General features: G+C 68.5%; 17 protein-coding genes. 11 read left to right on the top strand and 6 right to left on the bottom strand.

Annotated features, from left to right (window positions below; translation table 11 throughout):
* Nucleotides 1-70 precede the first annotated feature (70 nt).
* Nucleotides 71-3,631, top strand: a complete 3,561-nt coding sequence (locus CAL15_RS03545) for an ABC transporter ATP-binding protein/permease (protein ID WP_086077316.1) — start codon at nt 71-73, stop codon at nt 3,629-3,631.
* A gap of 41 nt (nt 3,632-3,672) precedes the next feature.
* Here the strand turns inward: CAL15_RS03545 and CAL15_RS03540 are convergent, their stop codons facing one another.
* From CAL15_RS03540 to CAL15_RS03530, 3 genes are read right to left on the bottom strand one after another with little or no spacing between them, the layout of a single operon-like run.
* The gene (locus tag CAL15_RS03540) at nt 3,673-5,886 is read right to left on the bottom strand and encodes a xanthine dehydrogenase family protein molybdopterin-binding subunit (RefSeq protein WP_086077315.1); all 2,214 of its coding nucleotides are present in this window, start codon (nt 5,884-5,886) and stop codon (nt 3,673-3,675) included.
* A 2-nt stretch (nt 5,887-5,888) separates the two neighbouring features.
* Nucleotides 5,889-6,341: a (2Fe-2S)-binding protein gene (locus CAL15_RS03535; RefSeq protein WP_086077314.1), complete on the bottom strand. Its 453-nt coding sequence runs from the start codon at nt 6,339-6,341 to the stop codon at nt 5,889-5,891.
* 21 nt (nt 6,342-6,362) lie between these two features.
* A complete protein-coding gene (locus CAL15_RS03530; protein ID WP_198299138.1) occupies nt 6,363-6,785 on the bottom strand; it encodes a c-type cytochrome in 423 nt (140 codons plus the stop codon).
* 145 nt (nt 6,786-6,930) lie between these two features.
* Between CAL15_RS03530 and CAL15_RS03525 the strand changes: the two genes are divergently transcribed.
* The 9 genes from CAL15_RS03525 to CAL15_RS03485 all read left to right on the top strand — a co-directional run bounded on the left by CAL15_RS03525 (nt 6,931) and on the right by CAL15_RS03485 (nt 17,520).
* Complete coding sequence (locus tag CAL15_RS03525; RefSeq protein ID WP_086077313.1) at nt 6,931-7,836, top strand: LysR family transcriptional regulator; 906 nt, start codon at nt 6,931-6,933, stop codon at nt 7,834-7,836.
* A gap of 106 nt (nt 7,837-7,942) precedes the next feature.
* The gene (locus CAL15_RS03520) at nt 7,943-10,792 is read left to right on the top strand and encodes an inositol phosphate phosphatase SopB (RefSeq protein ID WP_086077312.1); all 2,850 of its coding nucleotides are present in this window, start codon (nt 7,943-7,945) and stop codon (nt 10,790-10,792) included.
* Nucleotides 10,793-10,833: 41 nt separating this feature from the next.
* Complete coding sequence (locus tag CAL15_RS03515; protein WP_086077311.1) at nt 10,834-11,373, top strand: type III secretion system chaperone; 540 nt, start codon at nt 10,834-10,836, stop codon at nt 11,371-11,373.
* A gap of 54 nt (nt 11,374-11,427) precedes the next feature.
* On the top strand, nt 11,428-12,423 hold the full coding sequence (locus CAL15_RS03510; protein WP_086077310.1) for an aldo/keto reductase: 996 nt from the start codon (nt 11,428-11,430) through the stop codon (nt 12,421-12,423).
* Between the two features lie 79 nt (nt 12,424-12,502).
* Nucleotides 12,503-13,306 carry an aminoglycoside adenylyltransferase family protein gene (locus CAL15_RS03505; protein WP_086077309.1) on the top strand — a complete coding sequence of 268 codons (804 nt, stop codon included), beginning with the start codon at nt 12,503-12,505 and terminating at the stop codon, nt 13,304-13,306.
* Between the two features lie 55 nt (nt 13,307-13,361).
* Complete coding sequence (locus tag CAL15_RS03500) at nt 13,362-14,030, top strand: response regulator transcription factor (protein ID WP_086077308.1); 669 nt, start codon at nt 13,362-13,364, stop codon at nt 14,028-14,030.
* Nucleotides 14,027-15,412, top strand: coding sequence for a sensor histidine kinase (locus tag CAL15_RS03495; RefSeq protein WP_198299137.1), 1,386 nt, complete (start codon nt 14,027-14,029; stop codon nt 15,410-15,412). Before CAL15_RS03500 ends, CAL15_RS03495 begins: the two co-directional genes overlap by 4 nt.
* Before the next feature lie 174 nt (nt 15,413-15,586).
* Entirely contained in the window at nt 15,587-15,985 is a 399-nt protein-coding gene (locus CAL15_RS03490; protein WP_086077307.1) for a YgiW/YdeI family stress tolerance OB fold protein, read from the top strand.
* A gap of 221 nt (nt 15,986-16,206) precedes the next feature.
* On the top strand, nt 16,207-17,520 hold the full coding sequence (locus CAL15_RS03485; RefSeq protein ID WP_086077306.1) for an MFS transporter: 1,314 nt from the start codon (nt 16,207-16,209) through the stop codon (nt 17,518-17,520).
* Nucleotides 17,521-17,537: 17 nt separating this feature from the next.
* On the opposite strand, the gene CAL15_RS03480 is transcribed toward CAL15_RS03485, so the two are convergent.
* Complete coding sequence (locus tag CAL15_RS03480) at nt 17,538-18,548, bottom strand: helix-turn-helix domain-containing protein (RefSeq protein WP_086077305.1); 1,011 nt, start codon at nt 18,546-18,548, stop codon at nt 17,538-17,540.
* Nucleotides 18,549-18,712: 164 nt separating this feature from the next.
* Here CAL15_RS03480 and CAL15_RS03475 point away from each other — a divergent pair, with 164 nt between their 5' ends.
* A complete protein-coding gene (locus CAL15_RS03475; protein ID WP_232468107.1) occupies nt 18,713-19,501 on the top strand; it encodes an aldolase in 789 nt (262 codons plus the stop codon).
* A 24-nt stretch (nt 19,502-19,525) separates the two neighbouring features.
* On the opposite strand, the gene CAL15_RS03470 is transcribed toward CAL15_RS03475, so the two are convergent.
* Together CAL15_RS03470 and CAL15_RS03465 are read right to left on the bottom strand one after the other, a co-directional pair.
* Entirely contained in the window at nt 19,526-20,488 is a 963-nt protein-coding gene (locus CAL15_RS03470; protein WP_086077304.1) for a Bug family tripartite tricarboxylate transporter substrate binding protein, read from the bottom strand.
* A gap of 39 nt (nt 20,489-20,527) precedes the next feature.
* Nucleotides 20,528-21,292, bottom strand: a complete 765-nt coding sequence (locus tag CAL15_RS03465; protein WP_157666589.1) for an SDR family NAD(P)-dependent oxidoreductase — start codon at nt 21,290-21,292, stop codon at nt 20,528-20,530.
* Nucleotides 21,293-21,482: the final 190 nt, after the last annotated feature.

Genomic DNA, 21,482 nt, shown 5'->3' with positions numbered 1-21,482 from the left:
AAAACTATCGCTCCCTAATGGGCCGCAATGGCGGCCACAATGGCGGGCATCGAATATCCAGGATCAGCACATGTACTTCGACTATCGGCTGTGGCAACTCACGCAGGGCATGCGCCTGGGCATGGCCGGCGGCATTCTGCTGGGGCTGCTGGCGCTGGCCGCCGGCATCGCCCGCTATGTCTTCCTGGGCCAGATGCTGGCCGTTGTGTTCAGGGGTGAACCGTGGCAGGCCTGGGCAGCGCCCGCGGCCTGGGCGGTGGCCATGGTGCTGCTGCGCGCCGGCCTGGACCATCTGCGTACGCTGCAGGCCAACCGGTGCGCGGCCACGGTGCAGCAGGTGCTGCGCGGCCGCCTGTACGATCGCATCGTGGCGTTGGGGCCGGCGTGGTTCGCCAACCAGCGCACCGGCGGCGTCATGCTGACGGTGGTCGATGGCGTCGAGCAGTTGCAGACTTTCTTCGGCCAATACTTGCCGCAGGTCGCCATTGCGGCGGCCGCGCCTTTCGCGATCTTCGCTGTGATCGCATTCTGGGACGTGCCGACGGCGCTGGTGCTGCTGGCCGCGGCGCTTTTCGCGCTGTTCGGCCCGATGGCCGTGCACATGCTGGACCGGCGCGCCAGCCTGGCCCGGTCCCAGTCGCTGAAGGACTTCGGCGAAGAGTTCCTGGACGCGGTGCAGGGCCTGCCCACGCTGAAGTCCTTCGGGCAGGGCAAGTCGTGGGGCCGGCGCCTGGCCGAGCGGGCCCGCCGCCTGTCCGACGGCACGATGTGGGTGCTGTCCGTCAGCCTGCTGACGCGCGGCATCAGCGACCTGGGCGTGGCCATGGGCGCGGCGCTGGCGCTGACGCTGGGCGCGTGGCGCGTCAGCAGCGGGCAGATGAGCGTCGAGGCCCTGTTGATCGTGCTGATGGCGGGCACGGAAATATTCCGGCCGCTGCGCGACCTGCGCGCCGTGCTGCATCGGGGCATGCTGGGCCAGTCCGCCGCCACCGGCATCCATGCGCTGATGGATGCCGAATCGAGCGCGTCAGCCCTGGCCGCGCAGACGCCGGGCCGCTCCCCGGCGGAACTCGTACCGACCATCGAGTTCGATGACGTGCGCTTCGCGTACACGAGCGATCGTCCGGCTCACCAGGGCCTGCGGTTTCGCATCGAGGCGGGCGAGCGCGTGGGCGTGGTCGGCCCCAGCGGCGCGGGCAAGTCCACCATCGTGCGCCTGCTGCTGAAGGAGGCCCTGGCGCAGTCCGGCAGCGTGCGCATCGGCGGCCACGACGTGCGCGAGCTGGATGCGCAGGCGCTGCTGTCGCGCATCGCCGTGGTCAGCCAGGACATCACGCTGTTCCATGGCTCGCTGGACGAGAACCTGCGGCTGGGCAGGCCCGACGCCACGCACGAGCAGGTGCGGGCGGCGGCGCGCGCCGCCAACATCGACGACTTCATCATGGCCTTGCCCGAGGGCTATGCCACGCGCATCGGCGAACGCGGCCTGCAGCTGTCGGGCGGGCAGCGCCAGCGCGTGGCGATCGCGCGGGCGCTGCTGCGCGACGCGCCCATCCTGGTGCTGGACGAAGCGTTGTCGTCCGTCGACACCGAGAACGAGGCGCTGATCCAGCAGGCGCTGGACCGGCTGATGGCCGGCCGCACCACCCTGATCCTGGCGCACCGGCTGGCCAGCGTCGTGGGCGCGGATCGCTGCCTGGTGCTCGACCACGGACGCGTGGTCGAGGAAGGCACGCATGCCGCGCTGATGCAGCGCCGCGGCCTGTACTACCGGCTGATGCACGAGCAGGACGCGGCGCGCGGGCAGGCCGCACGGTCCGACGGCCCATCGCCGGCCGCGTCCGCGCAACGGCGGCAGGACGACGACAGCCGGCGCGGCGGCCCGGCGCCTCGTACGCTGGACCAAGACGCTGACCAAGTCGGCTGGCGGCAGACGCTGGCCACGCTGCTGGGCGTGGTGCGGCCCTGGCGCGGCACCCTGTTGACCACGATCGTGCTGGGCGTGGCGCGCGTCACCGCGTACATCGGCGTAGGCGTGCTGAGCGCGCTGGTGGTGGCGGCAATCCGCGACGGCGCGCCCTTCGGCGGCCTGCTCGCCGCACTGCTGGTGGCCGCCCCGCTGGCCGCGCTGTTCCATTGGCTGGAATCCTGGCTGGCGCACGCCATGGCCTATCGGCTGCTGGGCGACCTGCGCGTGAAGCTGTACGACAAGCTCGAACGCCTGGCGCCCGCCTATCTGCTGCAGCGGCGGTCCGGCGACCTGGTGTCGCTGGCCACGCAGGACGTGGAGATGGTCGAGTACTTCTACGCCCACACCATCGGCCCGGCGATCGTGTCGGTGCTGGTGCCGCTGACGGTGCTGGGTTTCCTGGCGGCCTACAGCTGGCCGGTGGCGCTGGCGCTGCTGCCGTTCCTGGCCTATGCCCTGCTCTCGCCCATCCGCGGCCGGCGGCGCATCGACGCGCTGGGCGACAAAGCGCGCCAGGCGCTGGGCGAGATGAGCGCGCATACCACCGACACCATCCAGGGCCTGGCCGAACTGACGGCCTTCCAGGCCACCGGCCGCCGCCGCGCACGGTTCCTGGAACTGGCCGCGCAGTACGGCCGCCGCAGGCTGGATATGCTGCGCGACCTGTCCGCGCAGACCGCCTGGTTCGAAGCCACCATGGGCCTGGGCGGCCTGGCCGTGGCGGTCGTGGGCGCGCTGCAGGTCTCGGCGGGTACGCTGTCCGCGGGCATGCTGCCGCTGCTGATCCTGATCGCGCTGGCCACCTTCCTGCCGGTATCCGAGATCTCGCAGGTCAGCAGGCAACTGGCCGACACCATCGCGGCCACGCGCCGCCTGCACGTGGTGTCGAACGAACCGGAACCCGTCACGGACGGGCCTCGCGGCGCGCCGCACGCGCCGCAGGGACTGTCCGTGGAATTCGACGACGTCAGCTTCGCCTATCCCGGGCAGAGCAGCGACTCGTTGAAGCGCCTGCGCTTCACGGTGCCGGCCGGCGCGACCGCCGCGCTGGTGGGCGCCTCGGGCGCGGGCAAGAGCACCGTGGCCAGCCTGCTGCTGCGCTTCTGGGATCCGCGCGAAGGCGCCATCCGCGTCGGCGGCGTGGACGTGCGCGAGATGCGGCTGGACGCCCTGCGCGACTGCGTGGCGCTGGTCACGCAGGATACCTACCTGTTCAACGACACGCTGGCAGCCAACATCCGCCTGGCGAAGCCGGATGCCACCGAGAGCGAGCTGCGGCGCGCGGTCGAACAGGCCGCGCTGTCGGACTTCGTGCGCACGCTGCCCGATGGCCTGGACACGCGGGTCGGCGAACGCGGCATGCAACTGTCGGGCGGGCAGCGCCAGCGCATCTCCATCGCGCGCGCCTTCCTGAAGAACGCGCCCTTGCTGATCCTGGACGAGGCCACGTCGCACCTGGACACGCTGTCGGAACTGCAGGTGCGCGCCGCGCTGGAGGTGCTGATGCAGCACCGCACCACGCTGGTCATCGCGCACCGCCTGTCCACCATTCAGGATGCCGACCTGATCCTGGTGCTGGAGGACGGACGGCTGGCGCAGGCCGGCACCCACGCCGAACTGCTGGGGCAGCAGGGATTCTATGCGCGGGCCAGTGCGCACTGAACGACGAGGCCGCGCGCCGCGACATGGCGCGCGAACCGGTGCTATGCCCCCAGCGCGGCCTTGACCCTGTCGGGCGTGAAAGGCATGTGGCGCAGCCGTGCGCCCGTCAGCGCGTGCACGGCATTGGCGACGGCAGCGCCCGTCATGGGCACGCCGATTTCGCCGGCGCCCGAGGGCGCCGCGCCGGATTCGACGATGCGCACCTCGACCTCCGGGCTCTCGTGGATGCGCAGCGGCTCGTAGTCGTGGAAATTGCCCTGCTGCACCTGGCCATCGACAATGGTGATGCGCTCCTTCAGCAGGCCCGACAGGCCGTACATGATGCCCCCCTCGGTCTGCGACACCACGCCGTCCGGATGAATGGCGAAGCCTGGATCCACGGCGGCCCAGAACCGATGCACGCGGATCTGCCCGGACCCGCGGTCCACCGACACCTCGGCCACGCCGGCGCCCAGCGTCGTCTTGTACCCGGCGAACGACAGGCCGTGGGCGCGTCCCGCCGGCGGATTGCCGAAGCCGGACATCGCCACGACCGCGTCCAGCACCGCCAGCCCGCGCGGGCTGTCCGCCAGCAGGCGGCGCCTGAAGGCTGCCGGGTCCTCGCCTGCCGCGGCGGCAAGCTCGTCGACGAAGCACTCGCGCGCGTAGCAGTTCGAGCCCCAGCCTATGCCTCGCCACGCCGAGACGCGGGCCTGGCGCTCGACCATGACATGTTCGGCAAGCAGGTTCGGCACCGCATAATCGCTGCTCTCCGTGCCTTCCATGACCAACAGGTCCTTGCCGGCGGCGGTTTCCCAGCGCTGCGGCGCCGCGTATGCCAGGATGGACGGCGCCGCGACCCGATGACGCAGCGCCTCGACCGCATGCCTGTCATCGAGCACGGCGTCCAGCCTGTGCACGGTCAACGGACGAAACCAGCCATTGCGCACGTCGTCCTCGCGCGTCCACACCAGCTTCACCGGCCGCCGCACCTGGCGCGAGATGAGCACCGCGTCGCGCAGGATGTCGCGTGCGAAGAAGGTGCGTCGGCCGAAGCCGCCTCCCATCTGCATGGCATGGAAACGGATGCGGTCCGGCGTGGTGCCCAGCGCCTGCGCCGCGGCCGCAATGGACAGGGTCTGGCTCTGGGTGCCCAGCCACACCTCGGCGCCCATGCCATCCTCGTCCACCGAGGCCACCGCGGCCAGCGGCTCCATCTGCGCGTGATAGGTGTAGTCGGTGACGTACTCGGCCGACACCACGCGTGCCCCTGCGCGCCCCAAGGCGCCGGCCGCATCGCCCCGGCTGGACCATGCGACCGCGGGGCGGGCCATATCGTCGGCCGCCTGCCGGGTCGAGGCCAGCGTGTCGTCGCTGCCCGCGCGACGAAAGCGCGACGTCGCGGACCACTCCACCCGCAGCTGCTGCCGCGCCGCCACCGCGATCTCCCATTGCGTCGCCACCACGGCCACCGCGCCGGGCACCGTCACCACGTCGATCACGCCTGGGATCGCCCGGGTCGCGCCATCGTCGATGCTGGTCGGCGTCTCGCCTTCCACGGGCGCCAGCAGCGCGGCGGCATACACCATGCCGGGCACGCGCACGTCGATCGAGTAGACCGTGCCGCCGCGCGTCTTGTCGGGGATGTCCCGGCGACCGGGATCGGAGCCGATCAGGCGGTAGCGTGAGCGCGGCTTGAGATCGGCGTCGCCGACCGGCGGCACGTCGGTGACCAGACTGTTCGACGCCACCACCTGCGCGTACGACATGTGGCGCCCGCTGCGCGCGTGCATGACCCATCCCGCATCGGTATCCAGCTCGGCGACGGGCACCGACCACGCCGCCGCGGCCGTATGCAGCAGTACCCTGCGCGCGCTCGCGCCGGCGCGGCGCATCACGTCGAAGTAGCCTTCGACCGACGACGATCCCGCGGTGAACAGAATGCCGCCGGTATTCGGATTGCCATAGACCTTGAGCGGTCCCTGGTCCACCTGCAACACCTGCACCGAGGACCAGTCGGCGTCCAGTTCCTCGGCCAGGATCATGGGCAGCGACGTCATCACGCCCTGCCCCATCTCGGTCGACCCGAACCGGATCACCACCTGTCCGCTGCGCAGCACGGCTACCCATGCGTTGATGGGCACGGCCTCTGCGGGCTGCCCGGCCGCGGAGCCATACAGGACGTCCACGACGCCATTGGCCATCACCGCGAACCCGAGCAGCGTGGCGGATCGCATGAAACTGCGCCGGGAGGCGCTCTTGACGGGCATTTCCATCGTCAGGCCTCCTTGGCGACGCGCTGGATCGCGCGCACGATGCGCTGATAGGTCCCGCACCGGCACAGATTGGGCGCCATGCCGTCGACGATCTCGTCGCGGCTGGGATTCGGCTGCTGGCGCAACAGCGCCGCCGCACGCATGATCTGCCCCGACTGGCAGTAGCCGCACTGTGGCACCTGTTCGGCAATCCAGGCCCGCTGCAGCGGATGATCGCCATTGGCGGACAAACCTTCGATCGTAGTGACTTCCTGGCCGGCAACGGCCTCCAGCGGCATCTGGCACGCGAAGACGGCGTCTCCGTTCAGATGGACCGTGCAGGCGCCGCAAGCGCCCGCGCCACAGCCGTACTTGGTACCCGTCAGGCCCAGGTGGTCCCGCAGCAGCCACAGCAGCGGGGTCTGCGGATCGGCATCGACTTCGACCGCCTTGCCGTTCAACGTGAATGTCGTCATCGCGTGTTGCTCCGTGTCGGGCTAGAGAGACTTCAGATAGTCCAGGATCGCAGCGCGCTGCGCGGCATCGGGCACGCCGACGCCCATCGTCGTGCCGGGAAACGCCTGGGCAGGCCGAGCCAGGTAGCGATCCAGCAAGGCCTCGTCCCAGTCGGTGTTCGCGGCACGCAATGCGGCGGAGTAGCGGGCGTCCGGCACCGACGCCACGGGACGACCCACGATGCCGGCCAGGTGCGGCCCGAGGCGATTCTGGCCGGGCTGCACCGAATGGCAGCTGGCGCAGCGCTGCTGGAACAGCCGCTGGCCCGCCGCAAGGTCTTGCCCCGACACGGGAGTACAGGCGGCAATGGCCGGCAGCGCCATCGCCAGCATGCGCAGCGCCGTCCGGACGCGCAGAGGCCGCGACCGGCCTCGGTGGAAGGTATAGCGGTTCAATGCCATCATCGGTCCTCTGTCTTGTGTCCCGGCGCGCCCCGCGCGGCCTTCGTCATGGAACTCGGTGGTGCCGCTATAGTCTCACCGGGCCGATGCCAGACAAACGCCGCCGCATTGGAATCACAATCCAGCGGCGCACAACAATGGGCCAGCCATGGACCGCTTCGACGAACTGCAACTCTTCAACCGCATCGTGGAGCTGGGCAGCTTCACGCAGGCGGCGCACGAACTGGACATTCCTCGCGCAACGGCCTCGCATGCGGTGAAGGCGCTCGAGCGCAGGCTGGGCACGCGGCTGCTGGACCGCACCACCCGGCAGGTCACGCCTACCCTGGACGGGCGGACGTTCTACGAGCGCAGCAAGCGCGTGCTGGCGGAGCTCGAAGGGGCCGAAACCTGCCTCAGCAACCACGTCGTCAACCCGCACGGCACGCTGCGCCTGGACGTGCACGGCAAGCACGCCACGCGCATCATCCTGCCCCGTATCTCCGAATTTCATGATCGCTATCCGCAGATCGACCTGGTGATCAGCAGCGGCGACCGCCTGGTCGACCTCGTGAGGGAAGGCATAGACTGCGTGGTGCGCGCCGGCACGCCGCGCGACTCGTCGCTGGTCGTCCGTCGCCTGGCCGACATGCCCGAAGTCATCTGCGCCAGTCCGGAATACCTGCAGAAGCACGGCGTGCCTCACCATCCGGACGAACTGGAAGACCACTGCGGAGTCGGCTTCTTCACGCGCGGCAACGAGTACCGCTATCCGTTCACCGTCGTCGTCGACGGCGAGGTTCGCGAGATCGAGGCCAGCGGCTGGATGTCGGTCAGCGATGCCGAGAGCTATCTCGCCGCGGCGCTGGCCGGTTGCGGGCTCATCCAGGCGCCCGAGTTCGGCCTGCGCGAGCACCTGCAGTCCGGCAGGCTGGTGCGGGTACTGGCCGACTGGCGCTGCCCCACCCTGCCGGTATCCGTGCTGTACGCCTCGCACGAGCAGTTGTCGCCCCGCGTGCGCGTGTTCATCGACTGGGCGCGCGAAATCTACGCCGAATACTTCGGCGGCCGCTGATTTCTACCCCCACCCAAATTCCCGGCCGTCGATGGAACCAACGCGCCGCGGCCGTTACTCATGCCCTGGTACGGGCGCCGGAAAGCGCTCCCAGGAGATCCAGGCCATGTCACTCGAACTGCACAATTTCCGCTCACTGGGCACCGGAGCCGGCGGCATTGACCGCGAGATCGCGATCCAGCGCAATGCCCAGGGCGACGAGAAGGCGGTCCACGGCGAATCCCGCCTGGCTGGCCGCCTGCAGAAGTGGACCACCGAGAAGACCGGCGGCACCATCGACCGCCAGGCGCTGATCGATGCGCGCGTGCCGGTGAAGACCGCCTTCCTGAACGCCCTGGCCAAGGCCGAGGGCGGCGACGCCGCCATGCGCGCACTGCGGGCCGCCGGGCTGTCGGATGACTGGCTGACCAACGACCGGCCGCTGACTTCACGCATCATCAACAAGGTGCTGGACCACGCCCAGCAATTCCGCACCGCGGCCGTGAAGCACAACGAAGGCGCGCTGCAGGCTTACCTGCCGTCCGCCAACGATCCCACGCGCCGCGACGAGCGAGCGGCCATCATCTCGGCCGTGCGGGCCCATCCGCAGTTCGCCCAGCAGAACATGAGCGACCAGACGTTGCAGGGCATCGTTCAGCAGGCGCGCACACAGGTCCGCGACAACGAAAAGGCGGCGTGCGAAAGCCGCTTCCCGGGTCTCTCCGAACTGGCCACCGCCCGCAACACGCCCGACCGCATGCATGCCCTGACCCTGGTCGACCACGTCGAAGACCACATGCTGCAGTCCGTGCCGCGCGACAGCGTCATCCGCGGCGGCCTGGACGCGTTGCAGGAGACCACGCCGCTTCTGGGCAAGTCGGCCTGGGACCAGGCCTCGATGCGGCAGCTCGATGCCGAACTGACCGCACACCACCGCACACTGGGCGACCTGCATGCCGACGTGATCAGCGACCTGGGCACGCTGCAGCAGAAGCGCGACGAGGTGGCCAACGGCCTGGAAAGCGCCAGCGTGATGCTGCGCGCGCGCGTCGACGCCGGCATGTCGCGGCAGCTGGTCGACGAAGCCCGCACGGCGGTGGGCTCGTACGAGACCCAGCTGAAAGACCTGGACAACCAGCTGGGCCTGCTGAACGCCCTGGCCAAAGACCTGCCGCGCCAGCAGGAACTGGTGGCCAGCAAGCAGGCCTACCTGCAGGAGGTTCGCACCAACGACCCGCTGTCCGAACGGGCGGTGGCGCACAACAACCTGATCTGGGCGCAGGCGGGCCAGCACATCGTCGACAAGGTGGCGCAAGGAGTACAGGACGGCAGCATCCGGCTGGCCAACGGCGCGCCCGGCACGGTGGCGCTGCAGCAGGCCTGGAACAACGTCATCGGCCAGAAGCAGCAGGACTACGTCGCCACCGAGCACAACAACAACTCGATCGACGCGCCGGCCAAGAAAAGCAAGCTCTCGTTCGCCGACCCGAACGCCAACCACCCGGTGAAGCAGGGCCAGAAGGCGGTGATCGACGCCCTGAAGACCGAACTGCGCAATGCCGGCGTCTCGGAGGCGGACATCAAGAAACTGACCGGCAATGGCAGCATGCGCGAGGCGCAGCGCCAGGCGCTGTCCGAGTCCACGCTGTGGCAGCCCGTGTCGCGCACCATGCTGGTCATGCGCGACGGCGCCGTCAACGAGTACACCAGCCGCATCACGCCCGCGCAGCACTGGAACCCCGACTTCACCGACCGCTACACCAACGCCAGCGGGCGCCTGCAGGGCGTCACCGCCGGCGAGACCGACAACCTCGAGCATGCGCGCAACCTCAAGGTCAGCGAGCTGCTCGACGGCGGCGGGAAGTCGCTGGCCACGGTCGTCGGCCACGGCGTGCTGGACATGTGGGCCATCGAGGACAAGGACGCGCGGCAGAGAGCCAACGAGGCCGGCGCCAAGGAAGTGCTCGAACTGGCCGCGTCCAGCAACCCTCGCATCGAAGCCCGCCTGAACGCCGGCCAGCCCATGCGCATGACGCACGTCAGCGTCAACCTGATCTCGCCCGATACGCTGCGCAGCACCTCGCTGGCGAACGCGATCAAGCCCGAGTTCGCCGAGAAGGACTTCACCGAGGCCCAGTTCCAGGCCTTCCAGGCCAATTCGGGCGACAACGTCTCGATGCGCATGTACGACGCCAACAGCGGCCAAGTGCGCAACGTCAACGCGAACGTCGACACCATCACTTTCTCGTTCGGCATCAACTCGATCTCGACCTCGCCGCGCACCACCGCGCTGCTGGGCGGCGTGTGGCACAACGTGCACGCGCACAACACCGGGAACATGATCAAGCTGGTGGGCGACCTGGGCTCGGGCCGCGACGGATCGGTGGGCACCCGGCCCGGCGGATTCATCGGCCAGGTGTACGACGAAATGGAAAAGGGACTGCGCAGCGAGCGCGCCAAGGCGCAGCCCGACCAGGCCGTCATCCGCGAGCTGGAAGGCCAGCTGCACAAGCTCCAGGTGCAGACCGACCTGGTGAAGACCATGTTCACCACCGAAGCCTTCGCGACGGGCAAGGGGGACACGGCCAAGATGGGCCGCGAGATCCTGGCCCTGCAGACCCTGGCCGAGCAGAGCCTGTCCACGCTGGACTCCCACGGCCTGGGCGGCGGCGACATGGCGGCTACCATGTCCAAGGGCTGCAAGAGCGACAAGGACCGCGGCGGCGTCACCGACGTCGAACTGAAGTCCAAGCTGATCATGCAGGACATGGGCGGCGACATGGACCCGGACGCCACGCTGATGGGCGACGACCAGCAGCTGTACTACACGGTCAGCGCCGGCTCGGGCCAGATCGAGAACCAACGCTGGAACACCGGGTTGGGCGGCAGCAAGGAAGCCGGCCACCTCAAGGATCGCTATACCGACGAGCGGGTCCGGCAGAACATGTCCGGGCTCGGCACGTTCGCCAAGGCCTGACGCCTCCACGCCGACGCCCCCATACGCAACAGGAGCAATCGATGTCCCTTTCTCACTTCCAGGCTCTGGTGCAGCAGCTGGGCGCGCGCCTGGGCGCGCCGGACATGCACACCGACGACAGCGGCTACATCGCACTGACCATCGACGAGCTCGACGTACATTTCCAGTACGAGCCCGATGACGACCGGGTCGTGCTGTTCACGCGCCTGCCCGTGGTCGACCTGGACCGCGCCACCGAGATCTACGGCCTGCTGCTGTCGGCCAATCTGTTCTGGCAGGGCACGCGCGGCGCCACGTTCAGCATCGACTTCCACACCGGCCAGGTATTCCTCGCCGACCGCCGCGGCGTGGACGGCCTGATCGAACAAGAACTGGAAGACTGGCTCGAGGGCTTCGTCAACACCGCGCTGCATTGGCAGCAGCGGCTGGAAGCGGCCAACGAGGGCGGGCCGTTGTTCCCGGATACGGCGGACGGCGGCGACAACGGCGGCGGAACCGGCGGCGGCTCGGGCGGCGGAGGGTTGGGCGGCGGCGGAACCGGCGGAGGGTTCGGCGGCGGCTTCCCTGGTATCCGGGTATAGAACTTGCCGCGGGAGCTCCTGAGGCGCGCCGCGCCATCTCTCAAGGAGCAACCCATGGCATTGAAAAAACTACTCCCCGGCGAGCTCGGCTTCGGCACCGCGCCGCTGGGCAACATGTTCCGCGACATCCCCGAGGAGGAAGCGCAGGCCACCGTGGATGCCGCCTGGAACGACGGCATCCGCTACTACGACACGGCGCCCCTGTATGGCGCCGGACTGGCCGAGCTGCGCATCGGCGAGGCGCTGGCCAGGAGGCCTCGCCGGGACTACGTCATCAGCACCAAGGTCGGCCGCCTCATCCTGGACGAGGTCGAGGACAAGGGCGAAGGCGGAATCTTCCAGCATGGCCGTCCGAACCGCGTCGTGAACGACTACTCGGCGGATGCGACCCTGCGGTCCATCGACGACAGCCTGCGGCGCCTGAACACCGATCACGTCGAGATCGTGTGGGTGCACGACGTGGCGCAGGACGCCTACGGCGACGAATGGCTGGGCATATTCGAAAGCGCGCGCAAAGGCGCCTTCAAGACCTTGGACCGCCTGCGCGACGAGGGCGTGATCAAGGCATGGGGCCTGGGCGTGAACCGCGTCGAACCCATCGAACTGCTGTTGGAGCTCGAAGAGCCGCAACCCGACGGCTTCCTGCTGGCAGGCCGATACACGCTGCTGGACCACGATCGCGCGCTGCAACGCGTGATGCCGCAGGTCAGCGCGCGCGGCCTGGGCATCGTGGTGGGCGGGCCGTACAGTTCGGGCGCGCTGGTGGGCGGCCCCAACTTCGAATATGCGCCCGCCCCGCGCGAGATCCTCGACAAGGTGGCGCGCATCAAAGAGATCGCGGACCGCCACGGCATCAGCATGAAGGCGGCCGGCCTGCACTTCTCGCTGGCCAATCCGGCGGTGGCGGCCGTCATTCCCGGTGCCAGCCGGCCCGGCCGCATCGCGGAAGACCGCGCTGCGCTGCAAGAGACCGTTCCCGCCGACTTCTGGCGCGACCTGCGCCAGGCCGGCCTGGTGCATCCCGACGCGCCGCTGCCCGGCGGGATCTGAACGCGCGCGCACGGCACGCGCCGCGGGCGGCGACGAGGCACAATACGGCTACCCTTGTCCTGCCGCCAATCCCGCCCCGATGGTCCGTTCCGCTCCCAACGACATCGTCGTCCAGCTTCGTGCCGCGCGCGCCGTCATCGAGCGCCGCCTGGCGGGCACGCTGCGCGCCATGCACCTGTTCGGTTCCGCGGTCGACGGCGGGCTCAAGCCCTACAGCGATATCGACCTGCTGGTGACGGTCGACGCACCGCTGCCCGACGCGACCCGGCGCGCGTTGTGCACCGATCTGCTGCCGATCTCGGCCTGGCCTGGCGCCAGCGATTCGCTGCGCGCGCTCGAAGTCACGGTGCTCGTGCATGGCGACGTGACTCCATGGCGCTATCCACCAAGGCGCGAGTTGCAGTTCGGCGAATGGCTACGCAACGACTTGCGGGCCGGCGTGTACGAAGGGCCCGTGGAAGACCCTGACCTCGCCATCATGCTGACCAAGGCCAGGCAGCACAGCGTCTGCCTGTACGGGCCTCCCGCGTCCGAGTTGTTCCCCGCCGTTCCTCGCGAGGACTTCACCCGCGCATTGCGCGACACCGTGGCCCAGTGGAACGGCCCGGATGACTGGAAGGGCGACGAGCGGCACATCGCGCTGGCGCTGGCGCGCATCTGGTACAGCGCCGCGACGGGGCGGATCGCGCCCAAGGACGCGGCGGCGGCATGGGCGCTGCCACGGCTGCCGCAAGAGCATCGGGCCATACTGGACCATGCCCGGTCGGCCTACCTGGGCCTAGCCGCGGAAGACACCGACATGCTGGCCAGGAACATGGCTTCCTATGTGCAACACCTGAAGGCGCAGATCGGCGGTACGCAAGCCGGTCAGCGCCTTGCCTAGACATCGGCGGCCCCGACATCAGATTCGCTTCATCTTCATTTCTCAATATCCGCCCATGCGCATCCTCCTGATCGAAGACGATCCTTCCCTGGGCAGCTCTTTGCAGTCCTGGCTGCGCATGGACGGCTATGCGGTGGACTGGCTGCAGCGCGGCGATCAGGCGGCCGGCGCCCTGGCCCTGCATGACTATCACTGCGTGCTGCTGGACCGCGGGCTGCCCGGCCTGGACGGCGATGCCGTGCTGCAAGCGCTGCGCAGCGCCGGCAGCGAGCAGGCCCGCCTGCCCGTCATCGTCATCACCGCACGGGACACCGTGTCCGACCGCGTGCGAGGCCTGGACCTCGGCGCCGACGACTACCTGGTCAAGCCCTTCGACCTGGAAGAGCTGTCGGCCCGCGTGCGCGCGGCACTGCGGCGCGGCGCGGCCAGCCAGTCGCCGGAACTGCGCCATGGTCCCGTCACGCTGGACCCCGCGGCCAAGCGCGTGACGCTGGACGGCGCGCCCATCGCCTTGACCGCGCGAGAGTTCGCCGTGCTGCAGGCGCTGATGCGCCGCCCGACGCACATCCTCGGTCGCGCCCAGCTCGAAGAAGCGTTGTACGGCTGGGGCAAGGAAGTCGAAAGCAACGCCATCGAGGCCCACGTCTACAACCTGCGCAAGAAGCTGGGCAGCGGATTCATCGTCACCGTGCGCAACCAGGGCTACGGGCTGGCGCCGGCATGAGCGCACGTTCGTGGCGGCCTTGGCGCCGGGCATCGGCTGTCGGCGCTCCCACGAGGCCGCAAGGCTGGTCGCTGCGCCGGCGCCTGTTGCTGGCCGTCATGGGCACCAGCATCGGCCTGTGGCTGGTCAGCCTGGGCATCGTGATCGGCGTTGCCTGGTTCGCCGCCAGCGACGTACTGGACGAGGCCCTGGACGAAGGCACGCGCCTGGTGCTGCGGCTGGGCAGCCAGGCGGACGACGACGAGGTCGATCCCGGCGAACTGTCCGACGATGACGACGGCCCGCTGAAGCTGCGCATGCACTACCAGCTCGTCGGCGCGGATGGGCGCGTGCTGCTGCGCGGCGAGGACACGCCCCAGACCGCCTTCGTGCCCGACGGCGGCCGCAAGCGCGGTTTTTCCACCGTGCACGTGGACGGCAGGTTCTGGCGGGTACACGTGCGCCGCGGCGACAACGGCGTCACGGCCCAGGTGGCGCAGCCCCTCGACGACCGGCTGGAGATGCTGGAAGACATGGCCGAAAATCTGGCCTGGCCGGCGCTGGCATTGCTGGCGCTGCTGGGCGGGCTGAGCTGGTTGTTGATAAGACGCCTGCTGCGCCCGCTGGAGGACACGGCCGCGCACATCTCCGCCAAGTCGCCGCAAGACCTCTCGCCCGTCCAGGCGACGGACCTGCCGCGCGAATTGCAACCCATGCTGGGCGCGATCAACGCGCTGCTGGCTCGCCTGGACAACGCCCTGCACAGCGAGCGCCGCTTCACCGCCGACGCGGCCCACGAACTGCGCACGCCGTTGGCGGCGCTGCGCATGCGCGTGCAGTTGATCGAGCGCGAGCTGGCGCTGCCCGACGCCCACCTGCGCCAATTGCGGGCCGACGCGGACCGCTGCACGGCGCTCGTGGAAAGCCTGCTCGCATTGGCCCGGCTCGAGGCCGAGCCGCCGGCTCGCGAGACAGTGGACCTGCACGAGCTGGTGGACGCGCTGGACCTGTCGGCGGCCGAGGCGCGCGGCATGCGGGTCGAACGCGCACTGGCCGCATCGCGACTGCATGCCGCGCCCGCCCTGCTGGCCAGTGTGCTGCGCAACCTGGTCGACAACGCAGTACGCTATGGCCATGACGGCGGCCGGGTGCGCATCGAGTCGGCCGTGCTGCCCGGCGGCGTCCGTCTGGCCGTGCGCGACGACGGGCCCGGGGTCGAGCCTGCCGAACGGACCCGCCTGGGAGAGCGCTTCTTCCGCGTGTTGGGTACTGGGCAAAGCGGCAATGGGCTGGGCCTGTCCATCGTGGCCCGCATCGCTGCCCTACACGGCGCCGCGCTGCGCTTCGAAGACGGGCTGGAGGACCGCGGCCTGAGCGTGGTGCTGGACTTTCCCGACGCGTAACCGGGCCCGCGGCGGCCGTACCCGTACCGCATGGCGCCCGGGATCCGCGGCGCCACGCATGCAGGGCGAGGCGTTCCCTCGTGCATCAGATTCTCTTCAGCTTCCGTTGCTTCAATGCAGATGGGCGGTGACTCAAACACCGATCACCGCGTCTTTCTCACAAGGAGCCATGCCATGCGCAAGATCTGCACCACCGTCGTCGCCGCCACGCTGCTCGCCGCGGGCGCCGCCGCCTCGGCACAACCCGCCGGGTACACGGGCCCCAGCAGTACGGGCAAGCCCGCCGCCTACAGCGGTCCCAGCAGTGTTCCGCTGATGACCGTGAAACAGCTGCTCGACACGGGCACCGACGATCAACACGCACGCCTGCAAGGCCGCATCGTCAGCCACGACGGCGGCGACCGCTACACGTTCGAAGACGACAGCGGCCGCATCAGCGTCGAGATCGACGATGACGATTTCCCGCAAGGCCAGCCCATCAGCGCGCAGACCCGTGTGGAACTGCTGGGCGAGTTCGACAAGGGTCGGCGAGGCAGCGAACTCGAAGTGGACAAGATCACTTTGCTGCCCTGACCAGGCAAGCTGGCCGCGCGGCGGCGGCGCCCCACTTCGCGGGCCCGCCGCCTTTCACATAGAGCCGGCAAGGCTCTGGTTTTCGCCCACGCGTCCACCGGCGTGCGGCGACTCCTGTCGCGTGCGGTCAAGACATGTGCGCGCTCTGGCAAGGCAATCGGGACGGCAGCCCCTAACAATAGCGGCACCGATCCACGCGCTCGCGCCCCCCGGGAGTCAACATGGAAGCGATCCCCAATCCGGCCGCCATCGCGGTCCCCGCCCACAAGCCCAATCTGTTCCGGGTGTCCGTGGCCACGGTCGTGGGCACGGCGGTAGAGGCCTTTGATTTCCTGGCCTATGGCACCGCCGCGGCGCTGGTGTTCAACAAGCTCTTCTTCCCCCAGTTCGATCCGCTTACCGGCACACTGGCAGCGTTCGCGGCCTTCGCCAGCGGCATGCTGGCACGGCCCATCGGGGGCATTCTCTTCGGCCATTTCGGCGACCGCATCGGACGCAAGTCCATGCTGACGCTGAGCCTGCTGATGATGGGCATCTGTACGGTGCTGATCGGGTTGCTGCCCACCTACGGCCAGATCGGCGTATGGGCGCCGATACTGCTGGTGGTGCTGCGCATCGGCCAGGGCCTGTCGTTCGGCGGCGAGATGGGCGGAGCGATGCTCATGGCGGTGGAACACGCCCCTGCGCGCTGGAAAGCCCTGTTCGGCAGCCTGCCGCTGGTCGGCGCTCCGCTGGGCATCCTGCTGTCGGTGGGCGCCTTCGCGCTCGTGACGCGGCTGCCGGAAGCGGACTTCCTGTCGTGGGGCTGGCGCCTGCCGTTCCTGGCCAGCGCTGTCCTCATCGTCGTGGGGCTCGTGATTCGTCGCGGCATCGATGAGTCGCCGGAGTTTTCCCGCGTCAAATCGCAGCGTGCCCAGGTGAAGCTTCCCGTGGCCGAGCTGCTGCGCAAACATGGCAAGGCCCTGCTGCTATGCATCGGCTGCAAACTGGCCGAAGTGACGCTGATCTATACCTTCCTCGTGTTCTCCGTGTCGTATGCGGTCTCCACGCTGGGATTCAGCCGCGGCGATGCGCTGCATGCCCTGCTGTACGGCGCGGCGGTGCTGACCTTCACCATTCCGCTGTTCGGCCTGCTGGGCGACCGCTACGGCGCGCGCCGCGTATGCGGCTGGGGCGGAATGTTGCTGGCGGTGATGGCCGTTCCCATCTTCATGGCGGTTGGCAGCGGTTCGCTGCTGGCATACAGCATCGCCGTGTTCATCGCCATGGCGCTGAACTACGCCATGATGATCGCACCGCAGTCGAGCCTGTACGCGGCGCAGTTTCCCGCGGAGCTGCGCTACTCGGGGTTGTCGATCGGCGTGCAGTTCTCGGCCGCCATCGGCGGCGGCCTGGCGCCCATGGTCTCGGCCATGCTGGTGGCGCGCTTCGGCAGCATCGTGCCGGTGGGCGGCTACTTGGCCGTGATGGGCCTGATCGCCGGCGCGTCGGCATTCCTGATGAAGCCTGCCGGCCGGGACCAGCGCGCCGGCTGACCCGGCCGGGCCTAGCCCTATACGGCAGGCAGGGCCTTTGCGCGGTACTGGTTCGGCGGACAGCCGAAGCGCTGTTGGAAACGGCGGCTGAAATGGCTGGCGTCCTGGAACCCGCAGGACAGCGCGATATCCTTCACCGGCAGATGGCCCTTGCCTGGGTCTTCCAGCGCTCTGCGCGCCAGTTGCAGCCGCCGCTCGCGCACGTACTGGTTGTACTGCGTGCCCTGCATCTGGAACAGTCGATGCACCCAGCGGCTGGACGCGCGCAAGGCTCGCGCCACCGCGGCCACGGACAGGTCGGTGTCGGCGATATGCGCGTCCAGGTAGCTGGTAAGCGCCTGCCAGCTTTCGATGGGGCCGCGCCGCGAATCGGGAATCTGCTCGAGCGCCTGGCTGGTATAGATGGCCGCCAGCAGCGAGATGAGCGCCTGCTCGGCGAACATCGCCGAGCTCGGGCTGGTTTCTTCCTGATCGAAAAACACGTGCTCAAGACAGCGGTGCGCCGTGCGCACCATGGGCAGCGTCGAGGCCGCCCGCTGCGCGGTGAACTGCGAGCCGTCCTGCAGGTGCATGCCCAGCAGGTGCAGCAGCGAGCCCTTGATCACCACCAGGCGCGAATCCGTCAGCATGCGCACCTCTGAAGGAAGCGCGGTGGTACGGAACATGATGTCGCCAGCCTCCACCGGCAGGCTGGCGCCGTTCTGCGTGATCACGCCGCGCCCTTCGACGATGAAGCTGGCCAGGAACTCGGCTCGCAGGGCATCTACAGTATGTTCGGCACGATGCTGTACCGAGATGGGCGTGGACTCGAGATTCACGGCCAGGCCGCCGGCGCGCAGCCGACAGGCCTGCAGATGCAGGCGCGGCCGCATCGTCAGCGCGCGGAAGTCACCCGGCAGCACGAGCTTGTCCAGCTGCGCCTTGTAGCCGGACAGTTCGGCCTCGTAGAACGGCCGGAAACGCGGCGCGAAGTTGAGGTCCGGCTCAGGCTGAGGCGTGGCGGGCGATGTCGGAAAATGGGCGTGCATTGCGCAAAGAGGCTGGCCTGCGGGGCGGATGCGGTGCCGCCGATTCATTGCATCGACCTCGCTTTGGCGCACATCTGCCGTTTACCCTAGGTCGTGTCACTCGTGGACAAGGCTGGTGCGCCTGTGGTCAATCGCCTGGTTCACGACGCGCGGTGTAATGGCACATGGACCTCTATCAGGAGACAGGTGTGGACGACAAGCAGATGCAGTCCGAGGCGTTCTTCCAGCGCTCGGCCAACAAACTGGATTTCGGCAACTGGAGCATGCACGAGAAGATCGCGCTGAGCTGCCGCATCCTGGCCAGCGAGGGGCATTCCGAAACCCTGGCGGGGCAGATCACGGTTCGCAACGATGACGGCACCTACTTCACGACCGCGCTGGCCCAGGCATTCGACGAGATCCGGCCGGATGCGCTGCTGCGCATCAATGCGAACATGGAAGTGCTGCAAGGCGAAGGGACGCCTAATCCGGCCGTACGCTTTCACTTCTGGGTTTACCGCCAACGCCCAGACGTGCGTTGCATCATCCACACTCACCCGCCCTATGTATCGACGCTTGCCATGACGGGTCGTCCGCTGGTGGTCTCGCACATGGACGCCACGCCATTCCACAACGATTGCGCCCACCTGAAAGAGTGGCCGGGCCTGCCCATCGCCGACCAGGAGGGCGAGATCATCTCCGCCGCTCTGGGCCAGAAGCGCTGTGTGCTGCTGGCCAACCATGGCTTTCTTGCCGCCACCTCATCGGTGGAAGAGACGCTGTACCTCTCAGTGCTGGTCGAGCGGGCCGCTCGCAACCAATTGCTGGCGGCCGCCGCCTATGGCGAGGTGCGTCCGGTGGCCGATGCGCTGGCAGCCGAATCGCACGACTTCCTGCTCAAGCCCAGCATCGTACGCGCGAGCTTCGCCATGTTCGCGCGGCGCATCGAGCGCCAAGAGGCCGCGCGGCGCTGATGAAGCCAAGGCCGCACGCTTTCCTCATTGCGCGCTGAGATTCATCTTCCGCGCCAGGTCTCCCCAGGCCGCCGCATCTGCCGCAACCGTTTCGGCGAAGGCCGGCCTGCTGGCCGGCACCGGCATATCGCCTTGCGTCCTGAACGCGGCGGCCACATCGGGTTCGCCCAGTATCTGGTTGATCTCCTTGTTCAGCTTGTCCGCGATGTCAGCGGGCAGGCCGGGCGGGCCGAAGATGCCGACGTAATGGCGCACCGAGAAATCCTTGATGCCGCTCTCCGACACCGTCGGCACCGCCTGCAGCAGCGGGAAGCGCTCGGGCCCCGTCGTGGCCAGCGGCTTGATCCGGCCATTGGCGAAGTGCGGAGACACCGTCGAGATGTTCGCCACGCTGAACAGCACGTCGCCCGAGATCAATGCGACGGCCACTTCCGAGCCGGCCGCATAAGGCACGTGCTCGGCCTTGCCGCCGAACTGGTCCAGCAGCAGCTGGCCGGCCAGGTGGACGAGCGTGCCGTTGCCGGTCGACGCATAGTTGTACTTGCCCGGGTTGGCCTTGATCTGCTCGACCAGGCCGCCCAGCGTGTCGCCCTTGAAACCGGCGCCGGTCGCGATGACGAAGGGCACTCGCATCAGCTGCGCGATGGGCGTCAGGCTCTCGGATTTGTACGAAAGGTTCTTGTACAGCACCGGCGCAATCGACATGGTGCCGGTCGCCGACACCAGCAACGAGTACCCGTCTGGCTTCTGCGCGGCCACGTGCGCGGATCCTATGGTGCCGCCCGCCCCGGGCTTGAACTCGACGACGAAGGGCTGGCCCAGGCGCGTGGAGAGCTTCTCCGCCACGATGCGCGCGACGCTGCCTATCGATGCGCCCGCGCCGAAGGGAACGGTGATGGTCACCGGCCGGGACGGATAGGTGTCCGCGGCTTGCGCGGTAAACGGCAGAACGGCGCAAAGCGCCGCGGCAAGCAGAAGCTTCCTCACGGTGTGTCTCCTCGTTGGACTAGTCTGTCGATGCGCCGGCTAGGGCATGAAGTAGCCGCCGTTGATGTCGAAGATGGCGCCCGTGACAAAGCTGGTGTCTTCGCCCGCCAGGTACGCCACCATCCCGGCCACCTCGTGCGCCTCGCCGATGCGGCCGACAGGGATGTTCTTCTTGTAGTTCTCGGTCATCTGCGGATCGAGCTGCCCGCCGAGACCGGCATTGATGGTTCCCGGCGCGATGCAGTTCACCGTGATGCCGTCCTGCGCGACGCGCGACGCGAAAAACCGCGAGAAGCCGATCAGGCCGGCCTTGGAGGCGGAGTAATGCGCGCCCGAGACCATGGATCGCGTACGCCCGGCCACCGAGGCCATGTTGATGATCCTGCCCCACCGCTTCTTTCGCATGCGCGGCGCGGCGTGGCGGCACAGCATGAATGGCGCGGTCAGGTTCACGTCCAGCACGGCCTGCCATTCGGACATCGGTATCTCTTCCGGCGGCAGGCTCTTGCCTTGCTTCTTCGGCGAGATGGCGGCGTTGTTCACGAGGATGTCCACGCACACGCCGTCCGCATCGAACTGTTCGAACAGCGTCTCGACGGCCGCTTCGTCGGTGATGTCGCACACGCGAGCGTCGACGCGATGGCCCTGCTCGGCAAGGCCGCGCGCCAGTGCGTGCACGCGCTCGTCGATATCGAGCAGCACCACCGCGTATCCGGCCTCGCACAGGCGCGAGACGATGGCCTGCCCCAGTCCGCCGCAGGCGCCCGTCACCAGCGCCGTCCTGTTCTTTGTATTCGTTTCCATACCGCCCCTACGCATTGACAGATGACGAAACGCCTCTGGCTCCAACACCGTTCCAAGCCATGCACACGGCGCTGAAGACGGCAACGCAAATTCTAGGGACGCGCGCAGGCTACGCCTATTGATAAATTATTAATTGGGTTTTTTAAGTTGGTTATCGTGCGGGCGAAGTCATGCGCGCGACGCATGCGCG

The sequence above is a fragment of the Bordetella genomosp. 13 genome (assembly GCF_002119665.1).
GTDB lineage: Bacteria > Pseudomonadota > Gammaproteobacteria > Burkholderiales > Burkholderiaceae_B > Bordetella.
The sequence above is the reverse complement of the archived record's forward strand: the minus strand, read 5'-3'. Positions and strand labels throughout refer to the sequence as shown.

Coding starts and splice junctions, on each gene's coding strand:
- CAL15_RS03480 (WP_086077305.1), bottom strand. CDS start 18,548: ATGCACGCCCATTTTCCGACATCGCCCGCCACGCCTCAGCCTGAGCCG.
- CAL15_RS03515 (WP_086077311.1), top strand. CDS start 10,834: ATGTCCCTTTCTCACTTCCAGGCTCTGGTGCAGCAGCTGGGCGCGCGC.
- CAL15_RS03465 (WP_157666589.1), bottom strand. CDS start 21,292: ATGGAAACGAATACAAAGAACAGGACGGCGCTGGTGACGGGCGCCTGC.
- CAL15_RS03505 (WP_086077309.1), top strand. CDS start 12,503: ATGGTCCGTTCCGCTCCCAACGACATCGTCGTCCAGCTTCGTGCCGCG.
- CAL15_RS03545 (WP_086077316.1), top strand. CDS start 71: ATGTACTTCGACTATCGGCTGTGGCAACTCACGCAGGGCATGCGCCTG.
- CAL15_RS03485 (WP_086077306.1), top strand. CDS start 16,207: ATGGAAGCGATCCCCAATCCGGCCGCCATCGCGGTCCCCGCCCACAAG.
- CAL15_RS03500 (WP_086077308.1), top strand. CDS start 13,362: ATGCGCATCCTCCTGATCGAAGACGATCCTTCCCTGGGCAGCTCTTTG.
- CAL15_RS03540 (WP_086077315.1), bottom strand. CDS start 5,886: ATGGAAATGCCCGTCAAGAGCGCCTCCCGGCGCAGTTTCATGCGATCC.
- CAL15_RS03520 (WP_086077312.1), top strand. CDS start 7,943: ATGTCACTCGAACTGCACAATTTCCGCTCACTGGGCACCGGAGCCGGC.
- CAL15_RS03495 (WP_198299137.1), top strand. CDS start 14,027: ATGAGCGCACGTTCGTGGCGGCCTTGGCGCCGGGCATCGGCTGTCGGC.
- CAL15_RS03475 (WP_232468107.1), top strand. CDS start 18,713: ATGGACCTCTATCAGGAGACAGGTGTGGACGACAAGCAGATGCAGTCC.
- CAL15_RS03490 (WP_086077307.1), top strand. CDS start 15,587: ATGCGCAAGATCTGCACCACCGTCGTCGCCGCCACGCTGCTCGCCGCG.
- CAL15_RS03535 (WP_086077314.1), bottom strand. CDS start 6,341: ATGACGACATTCACGTTGAACGGCAAGGCGGTCGAAGTCGATGCCGAT.
- CAL15_RS03530 (WP_198299138.1), bottom strand. CDS start 6,785: ATGATGGCATTGAACCGCTATACCTTCCACCGAGGCCGGTCGCGGCCT.
- CAL15_RS03525 (WP_086077313.1), top strand. CDS start 6,931: ATGGACCGCTTCGACGAACTGCAACTCTTCAACCGCATCGTGGAGCTG.
- CAL15_RS03510 (WP_086077310.1), top strand. CDS start 11,428: ATGGCATTGAAAAAACTACTCCCCGGCGAGCTCGGCTTCGGCACCGCG.